The 24,360-nt window shown below is 68.5% G+C and carries 25 protein-coding genes; 12 read left to right on the plus strand and 13 right to left on the minus strand.

The genetic code is table 11. The annotated features are described in order from the left end of the window. Positions 1-11: 11 nt before the first annotated feature. Genes C3B61_RS00115 through C3B61_RS00130 form a run of 4 tightly spaced genes read left to right on the plus strand, consistent with a single transcriptional unit; the run spans position 12 to position 2,908 of the window. Positions 12-1,007 carry an ATP-binding cassette domain-containing protein gene (locus C3B61_RS00115; protein ID WP_103459122.1) on the plus strand — a complete coding sequence of 332 codons (996 nt, stop codon included), beginning with the start codon at positions 12-14 and terminating at the stop codon, positions 1,005-1,007. Next, positions 1,004-1,846, plus strand: coding sequence for an ABC transporter permease (locus C3B61_RS00120; RefSeq protein ID WP_088457247.1), 843 nt, complete (start codon positions 1,004-1,006; stop codon positions 1,844-1,846). Before C3B61_RS00115 ends, C3B61_RS00120 begins: the two co-directional genes overlap by 4 nt. Positions 1,847-1,880: 34 nt before the next feature. After that, a complete protein-coding gene (locus C3B61_RS00125; protein ID WP_103459123.1) occupies positions 1,881-2,267 on the plus strand; it encodes a VOC family protein in 387 nt (128 codons plus the stop codon). Between the two features lie 5 nt (positions 2,268-2,272). Beyond that, positions 2,273-2,908, plus strand: coding sequence for a GyrI-like domain-containing protein (locus C3B61_RS00130; RefSeq protein WP_103459266.1), 636 nt, complete (start codon positions 2,273-2,275; stop codon positions 2,906-2,908). A gap of 37 nt (positions 2,909-2,945) precedes the next feature. Here the strand turns inward: C3B61_RS00130 and C3B61_RS00135 are convergent, their stop codons facing one another. After that, complete coding sequence (locus tag C3B61_RS00135; protein ID WP_103459124.1) at positions 2,946-3,743, minus strand: LysR family substrate-binding domain-containing protein; 798 nt, start codon at positions 3,741-3,743, stop codon at positions 2,946-2,948. Between the two features lie 131 nt (positions 3,744-3,874). Here C3B61_RS00135 and C3B61_RS00140 point away from each other — a divergent pair, with 131 nt between their 5' ends. Further along, a complete protein-coding gene (locus C3B61_RS00140) occupies positions 3,875-4,315 on the plus strand; it encodes a DUF5997 family protein (RefSeq protein WP_088457244.1) in 441 nt (146 codons plus the stop codon). Between the two features lie 107 nt (positions 4,316-4,422). On the opposite strand, the gene C3B61_RS00145 is transcribed toward C3B61_RS00140, so the two are convergent. After that, entirely contained in the window at positions 4,423-5,100 is a 678-nt protein-coding gene (locus C3B61_RS00145; RefSeq protein WP_103459125.1) for an alpha/beta hydrolase, read from the minus strand. Positions 5,101-5,304: 204 nt separating this feature from the next. Between C3B61_RS00145 and C3B61_RS00150 the strand changes: the two genes are divergently transcribed. Beyond that, positions 5,305-5,892 (plus strand): NUDIX hydrolase family protein, encoded by a 588-nt coding sequence (locus tag C3B61_RS00150; RefSeq protein WP_088457242.1) that lies wholly within the window; start codon positions 5,305-5,307, stop codon positions 5,890-5,892. 72 nt (positions 5,893-5,964) lie between these two features. Here C3B61_RS00150 and C3B61_RS00155 read toward each other — a convergent pair whose 3' ends face one another. The 5 genes from C3B61_RS00155 to C3B61_RS00175 form a co-directional block, all read right to left on the minus strand. Further along, entirely contained in the window at positions 5,965-6,933 is a 969-nt protein-coding gene (locus C3B61_RS00155; RefSeq protein WP_103459126.1) for a nucleoside hydrolase, read from the minus strand. A gap of 98 nt (positions 6,934-7,031) precedes the next feature. Further along, entirely contained in the window at positions 7,032-7,523 is a 492-nt protein-coding gene (locus tag C3B61_RS00160) for a GNAT family N-acetyltransferase (protein ID WP_088457240.1), read from the minus strand. 253 nt (positions 7,524-7,776) lie between these two features. Further along, on the minus strand, positions 7,777-9,321 hold the full coding sequence (locus C3B61_RS00165) for a DEAD/DEAH box helicase (protein WP_088457239.1): 1,545 nt from the start codon (positions 9,319-9,321) through the stop codon (positions 7,777-7,779). A gap of 311 nt (positions 9,322-9,632) precedes the next feature. Next, positions 9,633-10,268 (minus strand): DUF1684 domain-containing protein, encoded by a 636-nt coding sequence (locus tag C3B61_RS00170; protein ID WP_088457238.1) that lies wholly within the window; start codon positions 10,266-10,268, stop codon positions 9,633-9,635. Between the two features lie 4 nt (positions 10,269-10,272). Continuing rightward, positions 10,273-10,824 carry a hypothetical protein gene (locus C3B61_RS00175; RefSeq protein WP_208858744.1) on the minus strand — a complete coding sequence of 184 codons (552 nt, stop codon included), beginning with the start codon at positions 10,822-10,824 and terminating at the stop codon, positions 10,273-10,275. A gap of 43 nt (positions 10,825-10,867) precedes the next feature. On the opposite strand from C3B61_RS00175, the gene C3B61_RS00180 reads away from it, so the two are divergent. The 3 genes from C3B61_RS00180 (at position 10,868) to C3B61_RS00190 (ending at position 13,461) form a co-directional block, all read left to right on the plus strand. Continuing rightward, entirely contained in the window at positions 10,868-11,314 is a 447-nt protein-coding gene (locus tag C3B61_RS00180; RefSeq protein ID WP_241979989.1) for an EVE domain-containing protein, read from the plus strand. Between the two features lie 224 nt (positions 11,315-11,538). Beyond that, positions 11,539-12,804, plus strand: a complete 1,266-nt coding sequence (locus tag C3B61_RS00185; protein WP_103459127.1) for a hypothetical protein — start codon at positions 11,539-11,541, stop codon at positions 12,802-12,804. 102 nt (positions 12,805-12,906) lie between these two features. Beyond that, positions 12,907-13,461, plus strand: a complete 555-nt coding sequence (locus C3B61_RS00190; protein ID WP_103459128.1) for a 2-phosphosulfolactate phosphatase — start codon at positions 12,907-12,909, stop codon at positions 13,459-13,461. Between the two features lie 6 nt (positions 13,462-13,467). Here the strand turns inward: C3B61_RS00190 and C3B61_RS00195 are convergent, their stop codons facing one another. Beyond that, on the minus strand, positions 13,468-15,153 hold the full coding sequence (locus tag C3B61_RS00195; RefSeq protein WP_103459129.1) for a glycoside hydrolase family 32 protein: 1,686 nt from the start codon (positions 15,151-15,153) through the stop codon (positions 13,468-13,470). A gap of 4 nt (positions 15,154-15,157) precedes the next feature. Next, the gene (locus C3B61_RS00200) at positions 15,158-16,015 is read right to left on the minus strand and encodes a choice-of-anchor L domain-containing protein (RefSeq protein WP_133159729.1); all 858 of its coding nucleotides are present in this window, start codon (positions 16,013-16,015) and stop codon (positions 15,158-15,160) included. A gap of 389 nt (positions 16,016-16,404) precedes the next feature. Between C3B61_RS00200 and C3B61_RS00205 the strand changes: the two genes are divergently transcribed. Further along, positions 16,405-17,982 (plus strand): glycoside hydrolase family 68 protein, encoded by a 1,578-nt coding sequence (locus tag C3B61_RS00205; RefSeq protein WP_103459267.1) that lies wholly within the window; start codon positions 16,405-16,407, stop codon positions 17,980-17,982. 93 nt (positions 17,983-18,075) lie between these two features. Here C3B61_RS00205 and C3B61_RS00210 read toward each other — a convergent pair whose 3' ends face one another. From C3B61_RS00210 to C3B61_RS00220, 3 genes are all read right to left on the minus strand, one after another. After that, the gene (locus C3B61_RS00210) at positions 18,076-18,567 is read right to left on the minus strand and encodes a SprT-like domain-containing protein (protein WP_088457232.1); all 492 of its coding nucleotides are present in this window, start codon (positions 18,565-18,567) and stop codon (positions 18,076-18,078) included. Next, positions 18,567-19,727, minus strand: a complete 1,161-nt coding sequence (locus C3B61_RS00215; protein WP_244285794.1) for a PQQ-dependent sugar dehydrogenase — start codon at positions 19,725-19,727, stop codon at positions 18,567-18,569. The genes C3B61_RS00210 and C3B61_RS00215 overlap by 1 nt, the downstream gene beginning before the upstream one ends. Positions 19,728-19,806: 79 nt before the next feature. Then, the gene (locus C3B61_RS00220; protein WP_241990247.1) at positions 19,807-20,499 is read right to left on the minus strand and encodes a hypothetical protein; all 693 of its coding nucleotides are present in this window, start codon (positions 20,497-20,499) and stop codon (positions 19,807-19,809) included. An 87-nt stretch (positions 20,500-20,586) separates the two neighbouring features. Here C3B61_RS00220 and C3B61_RS00225 point away from each other — a divergent pair, with 87 nt between their 5' ends. Then, entirely contained in the window at positions 20,587-22,368 is a 1,782-nt protein-coding gene (locus C3B61_RS00225; RefSeq protein ID WP_165791103.1) for a CotH kinase family protein, read from the plus strand. A 100-nt stretch (positions 22,369-22,468) separates the two neighbouring features. Further along, positions 22,469-23,380, plus strand: a complete 912-nt coding sequence (locus C3B61_RS00230) for a metallophosphoesterase family protein (protein ID WP_165791104.1) — start codon at positions 22,469-22,471, stop codon at positions 23,378-23,380. A gap of 38 nt (positions 23,381-23,418) precedes the next feature. Here C3B61_RS00230 and C3B61_RS00235 read toward each other — a convergent pair whose 3' ends face one another. Beyond that, positions 23,419-24,288, minus strand: coding sequence for a spermidine synthase (locus C3B61_RS00235; protein ID WP_103459133.1), 870 nt, complete (start codon positions 24,286-24,288; stop codon positions 23,419-23,421). Between the last annotated feature and the right edge of the window lie 72 nt (positions 24,289-24,360).

Below are 24,360 nucleotides of genomic sequence, written 5' to 3' on the forward strand. Positions count from 1 at the left end.
AGGGGTATGGCATGACAATCATCGAAGCCTTCGGGCTTACCAAGACCTACAAATCCAAGTCCGGACCGGTGCACGCGCTCGCCGGACTCGACCTGACCGTGCCGCGCGGCACCGTCAAGGCAATCCTCGGGCCCAACGGCGCCGGCAAGACCACGGTGGTCAAAATCCTGACCACCCTCATCCGGCCCGACACCGGCACCGCTGTCGTGGACGGCATCAACGTGCTCGAGGACCCGAAGGCGGTGCGCAGCATCATCGGGGTCTCCGGCCAGTACGCGGCCGTCGACGAGAACCTCACCGGCTTCGAGAACCTCGAAATGGTGGGCCGGCTCTACCACCTCGGCGGCGCGGCCTCCCGGCGACGGGCGCAGGAGCTGATCGACCTGTTCGAGCTCACCGCGGCCGGTAACCGGCCGGTGAAGGGCTTCTCCGGCGGCATGCGGCGACGCATCGACCTGGCCGGCGCCCTGGTGTTCAACCCCAAGATCCTCTTCCTCGACGAACCGACCACCGGGCTCGACCCGCGCAGCCGGATCGCGCTGTGGGGCGTGATCAACAAGCTCGTCGACAACGGCACCACGGTGCTGCTCACCACCCAGTACCTCGAGGAGGCCGACCAGCTGGCCGACAGTATCGCGGTCATCGACTATGGCAAGGTCATCGCCGAGGGTACCTCCGACGAGCTCAAGGCGCAGATCGGCGGCCACCGGGTGGTGATAGCCCTGGTCGACGCGGCCGACGCCCCCGCCGCCCGCGAGGTGCTCGCCCGGTACGGAGCGGGTGAACCGCAGGTTTCCAGCGACGGACGCGGCCTCGACGTGGCCGTGACCGACGGCCCGCCGGCGCTGCAACATGTGCTCGCCGACCTGCGTACCGCCGGCATCGAACTGCACGACGCCGGCATGCGCCGGCCCACCCTCGATGACGTGTTCCTCAAACTCACCGGGCACAAGGCCGACATGGCGGCGGGCGAAAACGAAGACGACAAGATGGAGAAGGTGAAATGACCGCCACCGCCACCCGGCCCGCCCCGGCGCCGCCCACCTGGAACCCGCTGTCGCTGTGGTACTCGGACGGCTGGACGACCACCAAGCGCAACCTCATCAAGATCAAGCGCACCCCGGACATGCTGGTGTTCGCCGTCATCCAGCCGATCATGTTCGTGCTGCTGTTCAGCCAGGTGTACGCCGGCGCCATCGCGGTGCAGGGCACCGACTACGTGCAGTTCCTGATGGCCGGCATTTTCGCCCAGACGGTGGTGTTCGGCTCCACCTTCTCCGGGTCGGCCATGGCCCAGGACCTCAAGGACGGCATCATCGACAGGTTCCGCAGCCTGCCGATGAGCTCGTCGGCGGTGCTGGTCGGCCGCACCAACGGTGACCTGGTGCTCAACACCATCTCGATGATCATCATGATGGCCACCGGCTTCCTGGTCGGCTGGCGGGTGAACTCGTCGATGGGGGAGTTCTTCGCCGGGCTCGGGCTATTGCTGCTATTCAGCTATGCGTTCAGCTGGGTGATGGCGCTGCTGGGCATGAGCGTGCGCTCACCCGAGGTGATCAACAACGCCTCGTTCATCATCCTGTTCCCGATCACCTTCATCTCCAACGCGTTCGTGCCGATCGAGACCCTGCCCGACCCGTTGCGGGTCTTCGCGGAACTCAACCCGGTGTCAGCGCTCGTGCAGGCCGCCCGCGAGCTGTTCGGCAACGAGGGCAGCGCTCCGGTGCCGGATGTCTGGACGCTGCAGAATCCGGTGCTGACCGTGCTCATCGGGGTTGTTGTGCTGCTCGTGGTGTTCGTGCCATTGTGCATCCGTAAGTTCGCCTCGATCAGCTCCCGCTGACCGGGTTCGGAAAATCAACCAGAGGGAGCCGATCATGACAGCATCAGAACTGACCTACCTGCGTGGCTTCAGCGGGTTCGCCGTGCCGGACCTGGAGGCAGCCCGCGGCTTCTACCGGGATGTGCTCGGACTCGACGTCGTGGACAACCCGATGGGCCTGCTAGAAATCACCCTGCCGGGCGGCGCGATGGTGATCGTCTACCCCAAAGAGGACCACGAACCCGCGGTGTTCACCATCCTCAACCTCGCAGTGGCCGACATCGAGCTGTCGGTGGATGCTCTGGTGGAACGTGGTGTGGAAATGCTGCGCTACGACGGTTTCGAGCAGGACGAGCGGGGAATCGTACATGGCGGCGGGATGCCAACCGGCGGCTGGTTCGCCGACCCGGCCGGCAACGTCATCGCAGTGATGGAAGCCTGATTTTGGTGACCGAGGTCGCGACCGCGCCGTACGACGTGAAGCGAGAACTGCGCGCGGTGTACGCCCCGAAGAACCGGGACTGGGAGACGCTGGTGGTGCCGCCGCAACGCTTCCTCGCCGTGGACGGGTCGGGGAATCCGAACACGGCGCCGGCCTACGTTGAGGCCGTCGAGGCGCTCTACGCGGTGTCGTACACGGTGAAGTTCACCAGCAAGCGCGGTGGCGGCCGCGACCTGGTGGTGGGCCCGCTGGAGGGGCTCTGGTACGCCGACGACGCATCCGTGTTCAGTGCCCGCGACAAGGCCGCGTGGAGCTGGACCATGCTGATCAGCCAACCGGACTGGGTGAGCGACGGGGCGATCGAGGAGGCCATCACGGCGGCCCGCGGCAAGAAGAAGACGCTGCCCGCCCTCGACCGCGTGCGCATAGAGCGGCTCGACGAGGGACTCTGCGCGCAACTGCTGCACGTGGGCTCCTACGACGACGAGGCGCCGGCGCTGGCCCGGCTGCACGGCGAGGTGCTCCCGCAGGCGGGCCTCCGCGAGCGCGGCCGGCACCACGAGGTCTACCTGGGCGACCCGCGCCGCGTCGCGCCGGAGAAGCTCAAGACCGTGGTGCGGCAGCCGGTGTCGCCCGCATAGTTCCGCGAGTTACCCACCGGGGCAGCTCGGCTGCGGGTCAGCGACCGCCGCGGCGCTTGCCGGCCTGCGGGCTGGGGGAGTTGCGGGTGCGGCCGGCGCTCTGCGTCTTGCGCGCGGTGGCCGGTTTGGCCGCGGCCGCGGCGGCGCGCACCGCTTTGGCGGCAGCCTTGGCCTTGGCGGTCTTCTTTTCCTTCTTCACCGGCTCGCCGCCGGCCGCGACCGCGTTGGTGCGTGAGCTGTCCGGAGTGCGGCCGCGCACGATGCCGATGAACTCCTCCACGTCGGCCGTGGTGTCCACCGTGCGCCAGGCCAGTGCGATGCGGCTCTCGGCGGTGTCCTCCACCGGCTTGGAGACGACATCCTTGCGGCTGTGCAGGCGGGCCACCGAGTGCGGCAGGATGACGATGCCCACGCCGGCGGCGACCAGTTCCATGGTCTCGTCCATGTCGCGCATCGGCGGCAGCGGGCGGCGGCTGCCGTCGCGCACCTCTACGGCCGCGTCGCGCCACTCGGGGACGTCGTCGGGATCCTGCAGCAGGTGCTCGTCGACCAGGTCGGCCACGACCACGCTGTCGGCGTCGGCCAGGAAGTGATCCTTCGCCATCACCAGCACGGGGATCTCGTTGTACAGGTTGATCAGGCTCAGGCCGTCTTCATCGATGGGCAGGCGCACCAGGCTCACGTCGGCGCGGCCGTCGCGCAGGACGAGCTCCTGATCGGCGATGCTGGTGCGGAAGACCGAGAGCTCGACCTCCGGGCGCCGCTCGGCCCAGATGCGGGTCCATTTGGTGGGGGTGACCCCGGCGACGAAGGCAATGGAAAAGGTCACCGGCATCCTCTCGTGTGCAAAATCAGTGTGGGTGGTGGCTCCGCGGGCGCGTGCGACGTGCCGGCGGCGGGCCGTTTTGGTGGTGTCCGGGCGCAGGACACCGAAACCATAGTGCTCTCAGGCTATACGCTGGAACCATGAGCGAGAAGAAGCCCCAGACCATGAAGCCGGCCACGGCTGCCCAGAAGCTCGGGATTCTGCTCGAAGCAGCACCCGAGGAGTTCCAGTCCACGCCGGTGTCCCGCACCGAGCTGGCCGCCCTCGAGGCGAACCCGCCGGAGTGGCTCACCCAGCTGCGCGCCAACGGCCCGCACCCTAAGCAGGTCGTCGCCGCCAAGCTCGGCGTGTCGATCTCAGGCCTGGTGCGCGGTGAGGTCACCGAGCCGCTGACCAGCGCCGAGATCCAGGCACTGCTGCAGCAGCCGCCGGCCTGGCTCGTCACCGAGCGCGCCACCCAGTTCGAGGTGCGCGAGGAACAGATCCGCGTGAAGGACCGCGATGCTGAGAAGGCCCGCAAGAAGGCGCACGCCGAGCGTTTCGCCGCACAGAACGAGAAGGCCGCCCGCAAGAACTCCTAGGTCTCTGGTTTCACCGAGTTGCCCCGCCCCGGACGAGTTGCTCCGTTGGGACGGGGCAATTCGTCCGTTCGGGGGCACGTCGGGGCATCCGTGCCGGGGTGCGCCGGTCAGGCGGTCGGCACCGCCGGCGTCGCCGGAGCCGCGTACTGCTCGCGCAGGAACGCGACGATCTCGCCGAGTTCGGCCTGCGAGATGGAATGGCCCATTCCCTCGTAGATGCCCTCGGTGAGTGTGGAGTGCGCCGGCAGCCAGGCTTGGGTGCGGGCGACAGCGCCCTCGGGGATCACCGGGTCCAGAGTGCCGCGGCCCCAGAACACCGGCGGCGCGAGCTCTTTGAGCCGTGCGTCGCCCGGATGCGTGCCGCTGCCGATGAACCCGGACAGCTGCACCGCGAATGCGAACCGTTCCGGCGCGTGCCGCATCAGCTGCAGCGTCATGGCGCCGCCCTGCGAAAAGCCGAGCAGGCCGATGGACGTGGGCTGCTCGGGGAGGGCGTCGAGCCACTCGATGATGCCGAGCGCTGCCGCGTCGAGAGCGTCACCGACGGGATCGCCGGGCACCCCGATGGGAAACCACGACCAACCCTGACCGGCCGGCAGCGGAGCCCGCAGCGCCGCGATCGTCGGCTGCAGCGGCAAGTGCGGCGCCAGTGCGAACAGATCGCCCTCGGTCGACCCATAACCGTGCAGCACCAGCAGCAGCGGGCGCCCCACCCGGTCGGGTGCGGCGGCCGACCACAGCACGGCGGCCGGATCGATCGGCTCGGGGCGGATGCTGGTGGCCATGTGTCGGTTCCTCACGTCGGTGTCGACGCAGGTACAGCGCCGACTCCCTCAATCCTTCCACGCTCGCCCGAGACCCGCGGGGGTCTCGCGAACTGAGACCTAAGGCCCACGAAAGTGCCCTTTTCTCACAGCTCGCGGGGTCGGGGCGAGCGGACTCGCGGACCCCGGTGGTGCATCCGCGGCTCTCGTGAGTGAGAATGAACTATGAGCGTGCGCACCCCTGACCCCGATCCGGACTGGACGCCTGGCGGGGATGACGCACCGCCGCCCAACTCGAACCCGGGTTGGCTGAGCGATGTCGAGCTCGCCGAGATCCGCCAGCGGCTGCCGCTGCTGTACGTCGAGGCCGTGCCCGTGCGCGTCGACGGTCTGGGCCAGGTCGTCGAGGTCGGTGTGCTGCTGCGCGCCACCCCCGAGGGCAAAATGACCCGCACCCTGGTCTCCGGCCGGGTGCTCTACGGCGAGACCCTGCGCGACGCCCTGTTCCGGCACCTCGAGAAGGACCTCGGCCCGATGGCGTTTCCGCAGCTGCCGCCGAGCCCGGTGCCGTACTCGGTGGCCGAGTACTTCCCGATGCCCGGTATCACCGCGTTCACGGATGACCGTCAGCACGCCGTGTCGCTGGCCTACGTCGTGCCCGTCACCGGCACCTGCGACCCCCGCCAGGATGCACTCGAGCTCACCTGGATGACCCCGGAGGAGGCGGCCACCGACGCCGTCTCGGCCGAGATGGAAGGCGGCCGCGGTGGCCTCCTGCGCATGGCCCTGGCCTCGGTCGGCGCCCTGCGCTGACCCCCCGCATCCACCCGCATCCGCGAACTGTGACTTAAGCACCTTCGCGGGCGAGTTTTTGGGGCTTTTCTCTCAGTTCGCGAGGGGGGAGAGGCCCAGGGTGTCGAGGAACAGGCGGGCGAAGCGTGGGGCGTCCACGTCCAGGGCGACCTCCACGACCTCCCAGGCGCCCGCGGTGCCGTGCAGGATGTCTTCGCCCACCCGGCGACGCTGGTCCACGATGGTCTGGCCGCGACCGTACCCGGTGAGCTCCACCCGCACGGGCAGCAGCCGGGTGGTCAGCGCATCCGGGTCGACGAGCGCGCAAAGCGCCCCGGCGTCACCGATCAGCCCGGTGTACTCGGCCGCGCTGTTCTCGCTGCGGGCGACCCGGTTCGCCAGCAGCGCTCCGACCACCCGCCCGTAGCCGGAGTCGCCGGTCTCCAGCGCAGTTGCCAGGTCGCGGTCTACGCTCACCTGGTTGAAGACGTCCAGCCCGTACATGAAGGTGGGGATGCCCGCGTCGAGCACGATCGCCGCCGCCTCGGGGTCGTGCCACACGTTGAACTCGGCCACGGCAGTGGCGTTGCCCACGCTGGCCGAGCCGCCCATGAACACGATCCGTTCGATGTTCTCGGCCAGGTCGGGGTACTGGCGCAGCAGCAGCGCGAGGTTGGTCTGCGGGGCCAGGGCCACAACGGTCACCGGGCGGGGGCTTTCGGTGATGAGCCGGCGCATCAGCTCGACGGCGTTGACCGGCGCCGGCGTCCGCTCGCCCGGCGGCAGGTGCACGGTGCCCAGACCGCCCTCGCCGTGCACGTGCGACGCGCTGCGGGCCGGCGAGATCAACGGACGGCGGGCGCCGGCCGCGACCGGGATGTCGGGAGCTCCGGCGACATCGAGGATCCGCAGGGTGTTCTCCACGACCCGCTCGAGCGAGGCGTTGCCGGCGACACAGCTGATGCCGAGCACCTCGATGTCGGGGTGGGCGACGGCGAACAGGATGGCGAGGGCATCATCGACACCGGTGTCGACGTCGAGGATCACAGGAATCGTAGGCATCCCCTGATTTTACGGTGCCGGGCGTGGCTGGTGGGCGCGCGAAAGCCCGACCCCGCTGGGCGGGATCGGGCTCGGCTCAGGGCCTGGGTGGCCGGCTGCTAACGCTCGAGGCGCACCTCGCGGAATGGTTCGCCCAGCACCTCTTCGGTGCGCTCCTGGCCGTCGGGCAGGTAGCCGTTACGGGCGTAGAAGCGGTGCGCGCGAGGGTTGTCCGCGGCGACCCAGAGGTAGGTGGGGCCGGGATCGACGACGGCGTCGAAGAGGGCCTGGCCGATGCCGGTGCCCTGGTGGGCCTGCAGCAGGTAGACGAAGTAGAGCTCGTGCTCGGTGGGCTTGCCGGCGTCGCGGCCGGGGCCGCTGCCGGCGAAACCGACGATCTCGCCGTCGAGTTCGGCCACGACGTGGCGGTAGCCGGGGCCCTGCACCGAGAAGCGGCGCCACATTTGGGCAAGGCGTTCCGGGTGCAGCTGCGACAGTGCAGCCTGGCTGAGGATGTGGTCATAGGATTCGTGCCAGCAAGCCGCGTGGACGCGGCCCAGGCTGTCGGCATCCGTCTCAGTGACGGGCCGAACAACAACGGTGGTGTTCATACTTCGACCCTAACCCCGGCCACCGACCCCGCCGAACCATCCAACCGCCGGCCCCGCCCTGCCCCTCGCCGGCCCGGCCCGAGCGCAACTCCTGCACTTTCAACGGATGCGCCGGTGGCACCCCGGAATCACGCGGCGGAACCCCGGCCGGGCAGAGCTCTGCAGGAGTTATGCAGCCGGGGCCGGGGAACGACGAACGGGCCGGCCCCGTGAGGAGCCGGCCCGTTCGGGTCGTACAAGCAGTACGGGCTGACTAGCCCTGCGCGCGGCGTGGAGCCGAACGACGGGCGCCGCCGCCGGTGGAACCGGAGCCGCGCACCAGTCCGCCGACCTGAAGGCCACCGGAGCGGCCGGAGCCGCCGGTGCCCGAACCTGAACCACCCGTGCGGGGAGCGTGGCTGCGGCCGGAGGAGGCCGGACGCTCGGTGCGGTCTCGACGGGCGCCACCGGCGGCGACGGCATCGCCGCTGCGGCCGCCACGGCCACCGGCGTCGCGTGAACCGCGGCCGCCGTTGTCGCGCTCGTCACGGTTGACGCGCTTGCGCTGGGCGTTGGCGCCCTGCGAGCGGCCGCCCTGCGACTGGCCGTGCGGCTGCTCGACACGCGGCACCGGCTTGACGTACGCGGCCACGTCACCGGTGAGGGCGACAACGGCGGGCGACGACGCGTTCACGCGCTGCGGGGTCACCGTGATGGCGGCCTTGCGCAGCAGCTGGTCGGTGTCGCGCTTCTGCGCGGGCAGCACGATGGTGACGACGTCACCGGCGCTGCCGGCGCGGGCGGTACGGCCCGAGCGGTGCAGGTACGCCTTGTGCTCTGCGGGCGGGTCGACGTGGATGACGAGTTCGATGTCGTCAACGTGCACGCCTCGGGCGGCCACGTCGGTGGCGACGAGAACCTTCACGTCGCCGGCGCTGAACGCGGCGAGGTTGCGGTCACGGGCCACCTGCGACAGGTTGCCGTGCAGGTCGACGGAGGGGATGCCCGCATCCGTCAGCGCCTTGGCCAGCTTCTTGGCGTGGTGCTTGGTGCGCATGAAGAGGATGCGGCGACCGCTGCCCGAAGCGAGCTTCTCGATGAGCTCCTTCTTGCTGTCGGCGCCATCGACCTCGAACACGTGGTGGGTCATCGCGGAGACGTGGCTGGTGGCCTCGTCGACGGAGTGCAGAACCTCGTTGTGCAGGAACCGGCGCACGATCTTGTCCACGCCGTTGTCGAGCGTGGCCGAGAACAGCAGGCGCTGGCCGCTGGACGGGGTCTTGTCCAGGATGCGCGTGACGACGGGCAGGAAGCCCAGGTCGGCCATGTGGTCGGCCTCGTCGAGCACGGTGATCTCAACGGAGTCGAGGTTCACGAAGCCCTGCTTCATGAGGTCCTCGAGGCGGCCGGGGCAGGCCACGACGATGTCGACGCCGGCCTTGAGCGCGGCGACCTGACGGTTCTGCGAGACGCCGCCGAAGATGGTGGTGGTGTTCAGGCCGTAGGCCTCGGCGAGGGGGGTGAGCGCCGCGGTGATCTGGGTGGCCAGCTCGCGGGTCGGCGCGAGGATCAGGCCGAGCGGGCGGCCCGGGCGGCGCTTGCCGCCGGCGAGCTTGCCGCCGAGGCGGGACACCATCGGGATGGAGAAGGCCAGGGTCTTGCCAGAGCCGGTCTTACCGCGGCCGAGGACGTCGCGGCCCTTGAGGGTGTCGGGCAGGGTGTCGACCTGGATCGGGAACGGGCTGTCGATGCCCTGCGAGGTGAGCACGGCAACGAGGGGAGCGGGCACGCCAAGCGCGCCAAAGGAAGTTTCAGACAAAGTGGTGCCTTTCGGGGCATCAGTCTCCTCGCTCGAACCGGTGACGCACAGAGCGACGGCCGGAGCCAGGAGGATTCACATGGCGAAGGTGCCGATGGGCACATCCGTTCGCCGTAAGAAGGTTTCATTCGGAAATCGAGAGGGCCGCCAGCAACGAGTCATACTCGGGCGAGGCGGCCGTCGATAAGAAGAGGGCGTTCTACGACGCAGTGAGCGCAACTACGCACTCACAAGTACCCCTACTCTAGCGGATGCTGTCAAGCGCGAAGCCAGAATCCAGCCGTATCAGTGGCTGGCCGGGACTTTCGACTCTAGTCTCTGGGCAGGTACAGTTCGCCGACCGGCACCTCGGCGGTGACGATGTTGCCGGCCTGCGGCAACGGGCAGGCCCACATCGGGTCGTACGCGCAGGACGGGTTGTACGCGAAGTTGAAGTCCAGGATCAGGCTGTCGTCGCCGGTGCCCGGACCGAGGTCGGCGCCCTTGATGGTGTCCAGCAGGTAGCGGCCGCCGCCGTAGGTGCCGCCGGACTTGCCCGCGAGGGCGTCCTTGAGCGGCAGGAACAGGCCGCCGCCGTAGCTGGCGAGCCGCCAGAGGTCGAGGGAGCCGATGTAGGGCAGCCGCACGGAGCCGACCAGGTCGAACGGCACGACACCGTCGGTGCCGGTCTCCACCGTGATGCGCAGCGGCTCCGCTGCCCGGTGCACCTCCACCTCGAAGCGCCAGTCCGGGTCGTAAGCTGCGACGGTGAGCCCGGTGAACGCGGCCCTGTCGTCCGGCAGCAGCGGCGACGCCGGATGCCCGGCGAAGAGTTCATCGCGCCCGGAGCGCCAGAGTTCGTGGCCGGCGGCCGGCTTGCGCGCGCTCAGCTGCCGCACCCCGCCGTAAAGCCCGAACACGCGGCGGCGCCAGTCGGCGATCTGCAGGGCTCCGATGCTTGTGCTCATACCGTCAGGCTAACCCGTCGTTCCCGTCAGGGCCCTCGGCCGCGCCCGCGGCCACGAATGCGGGATCGTCGGCGCCCAGGTCGTACTGCCAGGTGGGCGCCAGGGCCTTGAGTCGACGCATCCGCAGCTGCCAGAACGCCCAGAGGCCGGGCCACACCGCCAGAGTGGCCGGACCGGCGGAGAAGATCAGCTGGTCGCGGTAGAGGGTCTTGCCGGTGCCGGCCGGGTCGGGGGAGATGGCCATGCGGTGGTCCCAGTGCGTGAGCGTCTTCATCGCGCCGGAGACGCCGTTGCCGGTGTCGTGCACGATGCGCACCCCGTCCTGGGTGGTGCGCATCTCCAGCCGGATCATCTGCTCGCCCAGTGGCACCAGGCCCAGACCGCTCATGGTCACCGGGTGCTCTCCCGGCGTCCAGCGGGTGGGGAAGCCTTCCGTTTCGAGGGAGGCGATGCTCATCAGCGGGCCGCTGACCTCGCGGAACACCGTGGGGCTCGCCAGGGCCCGCCAGGCGGCATCCGGGGTGCAGTCGAGGATCTCTTTCAGCAGTACGCGCATGCTCTCAGTCTGTGCTGTCAGAGCGATGCAGTACAACTGGTACGTGGCGATTCGGTACTGGCTCGGGGTGGTGCAGCAGGAGTATGTGCTGCGGAGCGTCGCCATGGGCCTGGCCCAGATGAACTTCGCCGCCCGCGAGATCCTCGAAAGCATGAACGAATCCGACGGGCTGGTCTACTACTCGCCCAAGACCGAATTCGAGGGCGAGCGACTGCGGCAGTTCACGGCGATCGGCTATGTCAGCGACAACGTGGTGGTGCAGGTGGGCGACTCCGGCAGCGAGTACCGGCCCTGGCGGCGACGGGTGCAATACGATCCGGCCGCCGAGCCCGCGTCCATCCGGCCGCTGCTGAAGGTGCTCGACCTCACCCGCGACGACCCCGACTGGGGCCGGCAGTTGCGCCGAGGGCTGCTGGAGATCAGCCGGCACGACTTCGAGCTGATCCGGGCGCAGATGCGTCGGCCCAGCGCCGACGACCGCCGCCGCTAGCAGCGCGGCCCCGCCGCCCGCCCGGCCTCGCGCCCGTGAGGCTTCGCTGCACCTCGTATGGCTGGCCGCGCCCGCTATAGCGGGCGCGCTGGGCCGCAGGAGGTGCAGTGAGCAGCTCGGGGTGGTCTCGGGGTGGTCCCGCTCCCTCCGGGCGCCGTCCGAAACGCGGCCGGGACCGGCCTGCCACCAGCCATTCCACCAGCTTCGCTCAATAGGATGGCCGCATGACTGATGCTTTGTGGTGGCTCCCGTCCGTCATCGTCCTCGGTGTGGTCGTGGGCGTCATCTGGCTGTTCGTGTCGGCGTCCCGGCGCAAGGCCCGCGGCATCCGTGCGGCCGAGAACGCCGAGATCGCCGAACGAGAGCGCGCCGCGGCGATCAGCCTGGTGCGGGCGGATGACCTCATCGAGGCCGCCACCGATGAGCTCGGTTTCGCGATCGCCCAGTTCGGTGAACGAGCCACAGCCGACTTCGCCGACGCCCTCACCGTGTCCAGGCGCCAGCTGCGCGAGGCCTTCGCGCTGAAACACCAGCTCGATGACAGCGACCCGGACACCGACGCGCAGGTCCGCCAGTGGACCGAGAAGATCACCCGCCTCGCCGACGAGGCCACCGCCCGCCTCGACGCGCAGACCCGCGATTTTGATACCAAACGGGTCGTCGAGCAGAACGCTCCGCTGCAACTCGAGCGGCTGCGACGCCGCCTCGACCGCGCGAACGACCGGCTGGCCGGCGGCGCCGCCACCCTCAACCGGCTCGCCACCAGCTACTCCGCGTCGGCGCTCGCCTCGATCAGCGGCAACGTCGAACGCGCCCGTACCGCCATTGATGTGGGCCTCAGGGCCGCGGATGCCGCCGACGCGCGCCTGGCCGCCGGGGCCACGGAACCGGTCGGTGAGCAGGTCAGCGCCGCTGAGCAGGCCCTGTTCACCGCCACGGCACTGCTGGACGCCATCGAAACCGGGGAGGACGAGCTGCACGTGGGTTTCGCCAGCCTGGGCACGGCCCTCGCCGCGGCCGAGACCGAACTCGCCGAGGCGCGGGCACTGCGCGACAGGCACGAGGAGTCCGACGCCAGCGCCGACCTCAACCGGGTGATCGCCGCCTCGGATGCGGTGGTCGCGGAGCTCCGTCGTCCCGGCCGGGTGAGTGACCCGTCCGCCGACCTTGCCCGGCTGCGCGAGGCCCTCGACGGCCTCGACGTCACCCGCTCCGAGGCCCGCAACCGGCAGCTGCGCCGCGACAACGCCCGCGAGGCCTACGTGGGCGCCCGGCTGGCCGCTCGCAGTCAAATCGGCATCACCCGCGACTTCATCACCGCCAACCGCGGCCGGGTCGGCGCCGGCGCCCGCACCCGCCTGGCCGAGGCCGAACGCCAGCTCGCCCTCGCCGAGGCCGAAGCCGACCCGGTGACCGCGCTCGACGCCGCCCGCCGGGCCATGACCCACGCCACCGACGCCGACGCCCTCGCGCACTACGACGCCCGCTAGCTCGCCGACTTGCCCACCTTGGGAGTGGTTCTGCCCGCCGACAGTGTCGCCCGGTGACGAGAATCCCGGCCGGGAGAGCACCGCGCCCGGTATTCTGAACCGGTGAGCGACGCCGAGCCCCAGATCAAGTACCAGGTCCGATTCGACTGGGGCGTCGCCGGCTTCCAGGCCCTCGCCGCCGAGGCCGACGTGGTCGTGCTCGCCGACGCCCTGCCCGCCGTGGATGTCGCGCGCGGCTTCCCCACGCCGCTCGGCGCACACACCGTGATCGCGGCCGACCTCGCCACGAGCACCCTCGTGGCCGACTGGGCGCTGGCCCGCCAGACCGAGAAGGGTGACCGTTTCTCAGTGGGGGTCGTCGCGGTGGGGGAGCGCCGTGCCGACGGCACCATCCGCTTCGCCATGGAAGACCTGCTCGTGGCCGGCGCCGTGATCGACGCCCTCGCCGAACGGGGCATCGACCACTGCTCGCCCGAAGCCGCCGCCGCGGCCGCGAGCTTCGTGGGCCTCAAGCGTGCCGTGAAGCACCTCGTGAATGCCTCCGAAACCGGTCAGGCCCTCGCTGAAACCGGCCGGACCGCAGCGGTCGCCGCCGCACTGGCCCCGGCCACGGATGCCGCGGTCGCTGTCGTCACCGACTTCACCTTCCCCGCCTGAGAGCAGCTACTGGCGCTCCGGAGCCGCGACGGCCAGCGGAGTCAGGGTCAGTGACCTGACCACCGTGCTGCCGTCAACGGATTCCACGCGAAGGCCGTTGGCGCCCGGCTCCCCGAAAGCCAGCGAGCTGAGGGTCTGCCGGCCGCCGTCGGCGAACACTTCCACGGAGGAATAGTCGACGAAGATGTCGAGGTCCACGGCGCCATCTCGCAGCGGGCTGGACACCCCGCGGACCGCCCGGTACAGCTCCGGCATGGTGGCTGCGGCCGCATCGGCATCCCGGGCGATGAACACGTTCTGCAGCGCGAAGTCATAGCCGACGGTGACAAAATGGCCGCCGCCGTCCTTGATCTTCAACCGCACTTCCCGCGCCGGGCCGGCCTCGTCGGGCGACAGGGTCACCTGCAGCCGATAGGAACCGGTCCCGGGCTGCGGCAGAGTATCCGAGTCGCCGGGCGGCAGGACAGTCGTTTCGGCGGTTATCGCCTCCCCGCCGAGTTCGGAAAGAGCATCCACCGGTTGCGAAACGAGGGTCGCGGCACCGTCGAGGTCCACCAGCCGGATGCTGCGCACAATCGAGAACATCCCGCCCTGCCAGTCCGTCGTGGGCAGGTCGCCGGCGTACCCCCAGTTGTTCAGCCAGCCGATCACGTAACGGCTTGCCAGTCTCTCCTCGGCGCTCTCGCGGGGGTCGTCCCAGGTCACCGCGGCATAGAAGTCCGCCCCGTCATCCAGCCAGCCCGGAGCCTCGCTGTCGGGCGTGAACGATGTGCCGTTCCAGTCTCCCGTCCAGTAAGCCAAACCGGTGGTTTTGTCGTACTTCGAGCCGTGGGCGCTGGCGGCCAGCACCCAGCGGGTGTTCGCCGGGTCCCCGTCCACGGACATCTGGAACAGGTCGGGGCACTCCAGTGTGCCCAAGTCGTCCCGCTCGAAACTCGACACGTAGGTCCACTCGGTGAGATCCGGCGAGGTGTAGAAGCCGACCTTGGCTCCCTCGGCGAGCACCATGACCCAGACCTGACCGGCCGCATCCCAGATCACCTTCGGGTCGCGAAAATCCGTCGTCCCAGGGTTCTCCATCACGGGGTTCGCCTCGTACGAGGTGAAGGTGTACCCGTCGTCCGTCGAATAGAACAGGGACTGACGCTGGATGCCGTCGGCCTGTTGGGTCATGATCGCGATGACCGCTCCGGCGCCGAAACCGGCGGTGTTGTCGACGTCGATGACCGTGCTTCCGGTCTCGATGTCACCGAGGCCGTTGCCGTATTTCTCGATCGCCACCCCCTCGTCCTTCCAGTGCACGAGGTCAGGGGAGGTGACGTGGTACCACTCGGTGCCGTTCCCGTTGGGGTAGTCGGCGTTGTAGAGATAGTAGTAATGCCACACATCGTCAAGGAGGAACGGGCGTTGCGGGTCGTTCATCCAGTTGTGCGCAGGCGTGAGGTGCAACGCCGGGCGGTAGTCGGACCAGTCAGTCGGTCGCTCGAATTGCCGGGCGTCGGTGGGCTGAGGCGCGGGCGTCTGCGACGACGTGACGGGTGGCTGGGCGGTAGGCCGCGCCAGCAGCGCCCACGTTAGGGCGCCGGCCACCGCGAGGACCACGACGGAGGCGATCACGATGAGGCGGGCACGCCGCTTCTTCCCATCGTTCTTTCCCGTCGGGGTCCCGGCAGTGGCCGGCGAGCTCTCCATGTCGTCAGCGACGCGAAGGGCTGGAGTAGAGCGACTTTGCCGCGAGCAGCAGAGTCGTGTCGAGTTGGCCGTCAAGGGTGTCGGCCACGGCGATCTTCACAGTGACCGGTGTGCCGGGCGTGACTCTCGCGTGGCACTGGAGCGGCTTGGTGAATCCGTTCATTTCCGTGGGCAGGGTGCCCGGCGTGCGGTCGGTGAAGTTGGGCACGTAGTGCTCTGGGTTGGCGGTCGGGTTGATGGTGCTGACTCCGGCGGGTTCCGAGGTGCGGGGAACGGTGGAACACAGCTGGCCGTTCACCCAGATGCCGAGCGCATCGTTGTATCCCTGGGCGGTCCAGTTCGCATATTCTTCGCTGCCGAATCCATATTCGAGGTAAAGATGCTTGTGCTTGGGCTTCACGGTGAGTGTCAGCACGGCGGCGTCGTAGCTGGAGACTCCCGCTTGCGCGGTGAGGTCAGCATCGCCGGCTCCACCGAAGTCGCCCGTTGTCGTCAGGCTCGTATTGGGTCCGATCAGCGAGGATCTGGTGAAGTCGACGTCGGCATCCGACTGTGGATCCGCGTTGATGAGGCTCCCTGTCGAGAGCGCGACGCCGGACGAATTCCGTTTTTCGAGCATCGGAGCCTTGTACAGTCCGGCCTGCACGTCGACGCCCGCGAACGTGGCGTCCTGCACTCTAAGCCCGCGGCCGGCGAGCGAATCGGCCAATTGCGCTGCGGAGACCTCGCGCAGTGTCGACACTGACACGGACGGGGCGGCGAGGGCGGGAGAGGCCGTCAGCAGTATGGCGGCAACGGCGGCCACGCCGGCGGTAAGGCCCCGTCCTAGGGTGCCCGCGCGCCGTGATGTTTTGGTATCCATGATTCTCCAGGTGTTGGGTCGTCGGGGGACGACCGCGATGGATGGTGCTTCTGGGGAGAGACGCCACCTGAGAGATCTCCGTGGAGGTTACGCCTGTGCCAGAACCACCGTCAAGAGCGCCATTTCGGTGCGAGAGTGCCCGGGGGGACCCCTGCCGCAGTATCACGCGCATCTCAAGCTTTGAAATTCTCTCAACATTGCCGAGAACCCGGACTGGAGTGTTGACTTTTTCTCAAGAACGCTTGACCTTTCGTGATGGGAGGCAGATGGTTGGCCCTGGGGTAAGCGTCATTGAGCGGTCGATCATCCAACTTTGATCGAAAGCGGACATCGTGAAAATTCAATACCGGCCAGCGCGGCGAGCGGCCATTGGCCTGCTCTCCGCCACCATGCTCATCGCGGGCACATTGGCCCTAGGCACACTTCCTGCCCAGGCGGCGGACTTCGTTCCCGTCAACCCGGGCTTTCCCAATCCCACACCGCACAGCCAACAGGCCTATGAGCCTGAGGCGGATTTCACCTCACGCTGGACGCGCGCTGACGCGCGGCAGCTGAAGGCAATGAGTGACCCCAGCGCACCACCGCGGGAGAACTCGATGCCCGAGGAATACACCATGCCGACCATCCCGCAGAGCTTCCCCGACATGAGCGGCGGGCAGGTGTGGGTCTGGGACACCTGGACCCTGACCAACGGTCAAGCCGATCAGCTCAGCTTCAAGGGGTGGGAGGTGATTTTCTCGCTGGTCGCTGATCGCAATCTGGGTTTTGATGAGCGACACACCTACGCCAAGCTCGGCTTCTTCTTCCGCAAGGCGGATGTTCCGATCGAGCAGAGGCCGGAAAACGGCGGTTGGACCTACGGCGGTCTGGTTTTCCCTGAGGGCGCCTCCGGGGCGATCTACGAGGACCAGTCGTTCAGCCATCAGACGGAATGGTCCGGTTCCACCCGGATCTTCGCCGGCAACAAGCTGCGTACGTTTTACACGGCGGTCGCCTTCTACCGCGACGCGGCCGGTCAGGACGTGAAGCCGGCCGATCCGCGTATCGTGCAGACCGAGGGTCGGATCTTCGCCGATGACACCGGCGTGTGGCTCACCGGTTTCCGCGACCAGCACCAGCTGCTGGTTCCAGACGGCACCCTGTACCAAACCAAGGACCAGAACTCGTCCGTGAACTTCCGTGACCCGTTCACCTTCGAGGATCCCGCTCACCCCGGCAAGACCTTCATGGTCTTCGAGGGCAACACGGCAGGAGACCGCGAGGCGGTCGAGTGCACGGCAGAGGACCTCGGTTACGATCCCGCCGATCCGCAACGTGAGGTGCCGGTCGGGGAGGGGGTTCCGGGCGGTCCGCCGGAGATCGCGTCTGACGCGAACCTGCGGATGGGTAACGTCGGCCTGGCGGTCGCGGACAACAAGGCGCTGACCCAGTGGCACTTCCTGCCACCGATCCTGTCAGCGAATTGTGTGACCGACCAGACGGAACGTCCTCAGATCTACATGAAGGACGGCAAGTACTACATCTTCACGATCAGTCACCGTTCGACGTTCGCGCCGGGCATCGACGGTCCCGAAGGTGTGTACGGCTTCGTCGGTAACGGCGTGCGCAGTGACTTCGAGCCGGTCAACCGGGGTTCGGGTCTTGCCCTGGGCAGCCCGTCCAACCTCAACTATGCGGCCGGGTTCCCCTTCGCGCCCGACTTCAACCAGCACCCGGGGCAGTTCCAGGCGTACTCGCACTACGTCATGCCCGACGGCCTGGTTCAGTCCTTCATCGACACCATCGGAACGTCGGATGACTTCCGTCGAGGCGGCACGCTGGCGCCGACGGTGAGGGTGGACATCAATGGAGCTGAGGTGCTCGTCGACCGCAGCTACGGCACCGACGGGCTGGGCGCATACGCCGACATCCCCGCGAACGAGATCGCGGATGTCCCGGACACGCCCGATCCCCGTCCCATCGGGTAGCACCAGAAGGCGCCCATCCCGGGCGTCGGCTGATTCCTCGATCCCCACCGCGGCTGCCGCGGCGGGGATCGAGGTGTGTCCCGCCCGTGGACGTCAGCGGGCGGCGGCGGCGGCCCGGCGTCGGGCGGCCGGGGTGATCTCGCGCCGGGTCCAGGTGATCACGTGCGCGGCCGTGAAGCCGCGGCCGCACAGCCCGCAGGCCAGCGGACGAGTGGGTTGGCGGTACCGGTAGTGAGTGTGGCCGGCGGAGCAGGTGCCCACCCACGGCGCCAGGTCGTCGGCGATCTCGCCGTCGTGGGTGCGCTTGCCGTCGTAGCCGAGCCCGAGGGCCACGCTCCGCCAGACGGGGCCGTGCCCGGCCCGGGCGCCGGCCAGGGCGTGCGCCACCTCGTGCAGCAGGATCTGGTGGATCTCGTCGTCGCCGTACCGGGCGGCCAGGTACCGGGACACGGTGATCTTCTTGGCGGTGAAGTTGCACAGCCCCGCGCGCTTCTTGGCGTTGTCGAAGTCGAAGGACCAGCTGGGGTCAAGGTGCAGGGTTATCAGCGCGTCCGCCCAGTGGCGCACCCGAACCAGGTCGGCCATCAGGGCCCTACCTGCACCTGGTAAAGACGGTCGTCGCCGGGGGAGGGGGCGCCGCGGCCATCCGTATTGTTGCTCACGAACCACAGTGTGCCATCCGGCCCGGACACCACATCGCGCAGGCGCCCGAAGCTGTTGACAAACCACCCGTCGACGGTGCCTGTGGAGGGATCGACGCGCCACAGCCGCTCGCCGCGGAGCGCGGCCAGAAACAGGGTGTCGTTCACCACGGCCAGGCCGCTCGGGCTCGCCTCATCGGTGGACCACTGCTGCACGGGGTCGATGAAGGCGCCGCCGCCGCCTGCACCCTCCGCCTCGGGCCAACCGTAGTTGCCGCCGGCGGTGATCAGGTTGAGCTCGTCCCAGGTGTTCTGACCGAATTCGCTGGCCCAGAGCTGCCAGGACGAGTCCCAGGCGAGGCCCTGCGGGTTACGGTGGCCGTACGAGTAGACCAGGCTGCCGAACGGGTTGTCGGCCGGGGCCTGCCCGGTTGGGGTCATGCGCAGGATCTTGCCGCCCAGCGACCCGAGGTCCTGCGCGTTGCCGGACTCGCCCGCGTCGCCGACGGTGGCGTAGAGCAGGCCGTCCGGGCCGAACCCGATGCGCCCGCCGTTGTGGTTGCTTGCCGAGGGGATGCCGCTGAGCACCGACTCCGGCTCGCCGAGACCGAGGCCGCCCGCGGTGCCGGTCAGGGGCATCCGCACGATGCGGTTGTCGGATGCGGCGGTGAAGTACGCGTAGACCCAGCCGGCATCGGGGGCGGCCGGGTCGGCCGCGCCGTCGCCCGCGGCCAGGAACGCCAGCCCGAGCAGCCCGCCCTCGCCCACCGGTTCGACCCCGGCGACGGTCCCGGCGTCCCGCAGGCCACCGTCCGGCAGCAGCTCGCGCAGGAGGGCCGTGTCACGTTCGCTGATCAGGGTGGCGCCGCTGGGCAACCGCAGGATCGACCACGGAGCGTCCAACCCCTCCGCGATCACGACGGGCTCACCCAGCGGACGCACCGGCACGGGCGTCGCGTCCGCCGCCGGGGCGGTCGCCGCCGGAGTGGGACGCGCCGGCGTGCTGGTGCTGGCGCTGGGCCGGGGAGCGCTCGCCGTGCAGGCGCACAGCACTGTCGCCATGCCCGCGGCGACCACGCCGGCCCAAACCCGTCTGTGATGCATATCTCCTGCAGAATGCCACGAAACTCTTGGAATTGGTCAGATCCATGCCCCGGCACCGGGAGCGGTGCGCGGTGGGGCGTCAGCGCAGGGCGCGGCGCTCGCCGATGAAGGACTCCACGACGGCCACGGCGATCAGGGCGCTCTCCAGCTCATCGGGCGAGGCCCCGGACTTGTCGCGCAGGAACACCGCGGCGGTGAAGTCGGCCAGGGCGCCGTCGAGGTCGTCCTGTTCGAAGTGCACCTTGCCGCGAGTCTCCCGGGCGAACGCGGCGGTGAGGTTCCACTCGTGCGTCTCCGACTCGAGCACGCACTGGGTCAGTTCGGACGCGGCCTCCTCGAGCTTGGCCTGAAACTGCATCACCTGGGCACGGCGGATACGGCACAGTACGAAGTCCTGCCGGTCACCGGTGAACCGGGCCTGGCGCAATGCCTGGTTGGCGATCTCGAACGCCTCGTCGAGGCGGTCGAGCAAGCGCAGCAGGGTGACCTTCTCGTTCAGCGCCGAGAGGCTGCGGAGTTGGCCGAGGTCGTCGAGACGTTCTGCGGCGGCAGGAAGGTCGACTTTTTCCCGGAGGGTGACGGCGTCGTAGCCAGTGATGATGGTCAGGATGATGTCCTTGACAGGGCGGCCGTGGGGTGCCGCGGGGAGGTCGGGTTCCCCTCCAGAGTAACCCCGGTGGCGAGGCGCTGACGCCCGATCGGGGGTATGTCCCGAGCTTTCATCTGCGCAAGAGGCATGAGGGATTCTCAGGTTGGGCGTATGGTGTGCCACCAGACGGGCATCGTCGTCAACGCCGACGCCGACTCGCTATCCGGCTTATGTCCCTGTGTTGAGGGGACCACACGAAAGGCCTCTCCAATGCAGATACAGTCTCGCGAGGGCCTAGCCCTGCGAGCGTTGGTCGTCATCATGACCGCCGCCCTCACCATCACCCTCGTCAATGTCGGTGACCCGACACACGCCACCGCCGCACCACAGACACCGAACCTACCGACCCTGAACATCACCCTCAGCGACCCAGACGCCTCGCGCAACACGCTGAGCTACGTGCACGCATCCAAAGACAATAAGGTCGCGACAACGATGACTGTCGAGGACCCTGCCGGGGTGAACAGCATCTCGGTGCCGGCTCTCGGCGAGATCAAGGGCCGTGGCAACTACACCTGGAACCTGGCCAAAAAGCCGTACCAGATCAAGTTCGAACAGAACACCGCTGTTCTGGGCATGGCCCCGTCGAAGACGTGGATTCTTCTCGCGAACGCAGCCGATGCGTCGCTGATGCGCAACAAGGCCGCCTTCGAGCTGGCCACGTCGATCGGGCTGGCCTACTCGCCGGAGTCCAGATGGGTCGACCTCAGGGTCAACGGCGCCTACCTCGGCAACTATCTGATCAGCGAGAAGACCGAGGTCAAGACGAACCGCGTGGACCTCACTGACCCGACGGGCGTGATGGTCGAGTTGGACAACAACTATGGCCTGGCCGAGCCCTACAACTTCCGAACCGCGACCAGTAGGTCACTGTTCGTCCTGAAGGACTCGAAGGCCGGCGTTCCGGACGGGGGTCCGCTTCCAGCCGAGACCCAGGCCGGCTGGAACGACATCCAGAACACCCTGAATAGGGTGGACGCGATCCTGGCGGCGCCGCAGGTCGACTGGGTGGCGCTGAGCGCCCTGATCGACGTTGACTCGTTCGTCAAGTTCTATTACGTGTTCGAACAGACAGCCAATCCTGAGATCACGCAGTCAAGCGTCTACTTCTACAAAAACGGACCTGCCAGCAAGCTGTTCGCCGGACCGGTGTGGGACTTCGATAGCGCATTGGGCAACTACGACCGCGCGCTGCATCTCGGCTCGGATCCGCAGGCCGACTACGCGAAGAATGCGCAGATTCTGCGGCAGCAGGGCAACGGCTTCTACTTCGACCTGTTCCGTTCCAAGGAGTTCGTCCAGCGCGCCAACGAGCTGTGGCAAGCGGGTATCTCCCACGAGGTCGGTCTGATGCCGGCCAAGATCACCCGCTGGGAGAGCGAAATCGCGGCCTCCGCCGCTGCGAACTTCGCCGTGTGGCCGATTTTGGGCACGCCGACGCTATTGATCGCCGGTTTCGGCAAGAACTACCACAGCACCTACGCCGGCGAGGTCGGCTACCTCCGCGACTGGCTGGCCACGCGCGCCACGATGCTGATCAAGGAACAGGGCGCCACACCGATGCTCCGGTACAAGGCCCACCTGCAGGATGTCGGCTGGCAGCGCAAAGTGAACACCGGCCAGGTAGGGGGCACCCTTGGCCAGTTCAGGCAGATGGAATCGCTCGTCGTCGAGACGCCGGGATCCCCTGCGGTCGCGAACATCGAGGCCAACGCCCACGTTCAGAACATCGGCTGGATGGGTTGGCGTCCTACCTCCAACATCGGGACGACCGGGCGAGCCCTGCAGATGGAGGGAATCCAGTTCCGCCTGACCGGGGAGCTGGCCTCCCAGTACGACATCTCGTACCGCACCCACGTGCAGGACGTCGGCTGGCAGCCGTGGGTGAGCAATGGTGCCTCTGCGGGCACGACCGGTCAGTCCAAGCAAATCGAGGCGATCCAGGTGCGCCTGCTGGCCAAGGCGACGCCCACCCTTCCGGCGCTGCCCTAGGGAGCGACGAAGTGTTGAGCCGAATTGGGGTCTGTCACACGTGAGGACTCGGAAGACGAGAGCAGTGGATGGCCGAAGCGCCCGCCGCACAGTGGCGGGCGTGGTCGCCTCCGCGGCTGCTGTTCTCGTCCTGGCCGGATGCGTATTCGTTCCCCCGGCCAATTCCGACCCGAGACCCTCCGAAAGCACCGAGCCGTCTCCGCCACCGCCGACCCGGTTGGCGCTGATCTCCGACTTCGGGACGTGCGACGCCGGAGAACAGTGGACGGCGGATCAGGTCGCCTCCTGGGGCGTGGACGCCATCGTGACCGCCGGAGACAACACCCAGAACGAAGTGGACTGCACTCCGTATGCCGAATCGGTCTGGGGCTACTTCGAGCAAGGCGAGGATGGGCGGGGCGCGCCACCTCTGTGGCCCACGCTCGGCAACCACGACTACTCCGATGTGGGTGCCGGCCTCGACGCCTATCGTGCGGCCTTCCCGTACCTCAGCACGGCCGCCGACGAGCAGCAGCGCTGGTACACACAGGATGTCGGCGACGTCACCCTGATCGTGCTGGACAGCGAGACCACCCCAGAGGAGTTGGAGATCCAGCGGGGCTGGTTGAAGGAAACGCTCGCTGACCAGCGTGCCGAGCGACCGGATGCCTGGAACGTGGTGCTGTTCCACCGCCCCGCCTACACCTCCGGCGTCCACGAAGACAACCGGGAGATGCGGCCCACCGCTGGCTGGGACTACGCCGGGTGGGGGGCCGATATTGTCATCGCGGGCCATCAGCACATCTATGAGGACGTCGTGGTCGATGGTCTGCACTACCTCACAGCCGGCATCGGGGGTACGGCCAACGCCCGCGTGTGTCCCGTCGAACTGCGAGAGGGAAGTCGGCTCTGCCTGGAGGGGACCGGGGCGAGCGTGATCGAGGCGACGGCCGATGAGTTCGTGCTCCAGTACTACCGGCCCGATGCGGAGGGCACGGCAACGCTGGGGGACACCATCCGGCTCAGCCGCTAGCGCGCTGGCCTGGTCCTGAGAACCGTGAGCGAGGGCGCTCAGTTGCCGATCTGGAACACGGTGCGGCCGGGCAGCGGCGACGGAGTGGCGGTAGCATCCGTGGACACCGACGCGGCCGACATGAACTGGGCCAGCTCGGCGCCCTCGACAACCTTGGCCGGATGCGGGCCGCCGGCCAGAAGCCGCGGCACCCAGTGCAGGTCGAGCGGGGTGTGCGCGGCCACGAAGACGATGTTGCCGAACCGGCGCCCCTTGAGTACCTGCGTCTCGGCGAGGCCGATGACGTGCCCGAACACGGCCGACAGCGTGGCGGCCTGGCTGCGGGCGAACGCGAGGCCCGGCCCATCCGCCACGTTCACCGCGAGCACGCCGCGCGGCGACAGCAGGGGAGCGGCGAGCTCGTAGAACTCTCGGCTGGTCACGTGCGCCGGGGTGCGGGCGCCCGAGAAGATGTCGATGACCACGAGGTCCACCGAGCCGTGCAGCCCGGCGGGCAACTTGCCCAGCACCTCGCGGGCGTCACCGTGCCGCACCCGCAGGTTGGCGCGCTTGTCCCAGGGCAGTTCGGCGCGTACGAAGTCGATGAGGTCGCTCTCGATCTCCACCACCTGCTGGCGGGAGCCGGGCCGGGTCGCCTCGACATAGCGGGGCAGGGTGAGCGCGCCGGCGCCCAGGTGCACGGCCGTGATGGCTTCGCCGGGGTCGCCGATCAAGTCGATGACGTGCCCGATCCGCTGGATGTACTCGAAGAACAACTCGTCGGGGTTGTCGATGTTCACGTGCGACTGCGGGGTGCCGTCCACCACCAGCTGGTAGCTGCCCGGCGTGAACCGGTCCGGCTCGATGACGGCCTGGTGCCCGCTCAGTTTCAGTGTGATCGTCGGATGTTCGTGCTCGCCCCTGCTCATCCCCCCAGTCTGACAGCCCCGCGCATCCGTGCGCCGACTTGCGCCAAATGCACCCTTAGCGGGCCCGGAAGG

Origin of the sequence: Cryobacterium zongtaii (assembly GCF_002909375.1) — a bacterium.
Lineage (GTDB): Bacteria > Actinomycetota > Actinomycetes > Actinomycetales > Microbacteriaceae > Cryobacterium > Cryobacterium zongtaii.